Genomic DNA, 1,440 nt, shown 5'->3' with positions numbered 1-1,440 from the left:
TGAACTGCTCCCCATTAGTTGGACTGAGAAAATCAGTTACCGACTAGTGGGGAGTAGTTTTCATTGAGAGCTCGAAGTTCGCTGAGTGAGCATCAGCGCGAGCAGTTGGTTGCACTATTTGAGCAAGGCATGGGCTTTAAGGCTGCTGCCACTGCTCTTGGTGTCTCCAAATACGCCGTCCGTATGCTCTATCGTCGGTTTACGCTGCATGGCAGGCTATGTCTTGTGGAGAAACCGACTAAGCAGCAGTATTCGTTCGAAATCAAGAAGGAAGTTGTCCAACGCCACCTTGCTGGTGAGACAGCGATGGATCTCGCGCGTGAATTTGGCCTGTCATCAGAGCAGCTAGTCAGCCAGTGGTCGTGGAAATGGCGTAAAGACGGCGATGACGCGTTAAAACCGAAGCCGAAAGGCAGGCCTAAAGGTTCGGTCGCGCCGAAACTGCTCACGGAGGAGGACAAGCTGCGCCGCCAGATCGAACGTCTCGAAGCGGAAAACGCTTACTTAAAAAAATTGCGGGACTTGAGGAGTCAGGGACGCGCCTGAAAGTCCAGGCGATTGTCATCCTCAAGTCACACCACCGCCTGGAATACCTGCTTGAGGCAGCAAGAATGGCCCGGTCGACATTCTTCTACCACCAGAAACGACTCAGCGAGCCGGACAAGCACGCTGCGCTCAAAGCTGCGATCCGGGAAAGCTTCGAACGTAACAAGCATCGCTACGGCTACAGGCGAGTCCTGCTTGACCTACGCAACCAGGGGTGGGAAGTCAACCACAAACTTGTCTTTAAACTCATGCGCGAGATGGGTCTTCGCGCCAAGATCCGCCAGCGCAGGCCCTATGTTTCATGCGGCGGCACCGTCAACCGCATTGCTGATAACAAGCTTGACCGCAACTTCACCCCGGACAAGCCAAACACCGTCTTTGTCAGTGATGTCACCGAGTTCAGGGTCGCAGGTCGCAAGGTATATCTGTCACCGGTGATGGATTTGTTCGACCGCACAATCGTTGCCCACACCGTGGCCACCTCGCCGTCGACAGCGTTTACCTCCGCCTCGTTGGCCAAAGCGATCGTGGCGTGTGCACCTGAGACTGGGTGGATGATGCACACCGATCAAGGTTTCCAGTACCAGCATTCGTCCTGGCGCAACCTCATTTATGACAACGGCGGTGTTCAGTCGATGTCGCGTAAAGCCAACTGCTACGACAACGCGGTCATGGAGAACTTCTTCGGCCACTTGAAAACCGAGATGTACCACGGAGAAGTCTTCGACACCGTCGCAGAGTTCAACCAGGCGATCGACGACTACATCCAGTGGTACAACACCGAACGCATCCAACAACGACTCAAGGGCCTGACCCCGATGCAATATCGAAATCAGACCCTTGAAGCCCTAACCACCTAGAGTTAAACCAGTCCAACTTTCGGGGGCCAGTTCA

The 1,440-nt window shown here is 54.4% G+C and carries 1 pseudogene; it reads left to right on the top strand.

The annotated features are described in order from the left end of the window. The first annotated feature begins 109 nt into the window (after positions 1–109). Positions 110–1,406 (top strand): annotated as a pseudogene (locus EAW56_RS12215) (IS3 family transposase). Positions 1,407–1,440 lie beyond the last annotated feature (34 nt).

The organism is Corynebacterium gottingense (genome assembly GCF_003693265.1).
Lineage (GTDB): Bacteria > Actinomycetota > Actinomycetes > Mycobacteriales > Mycobacteriaceae > Corynebacterium > Corynebacterium gottingense.
The sequence above is the reverse complement of the archived record's forward strand: the minus strand, read 5'-3'. Positions and strand labels throughout refer to the sequence as shown.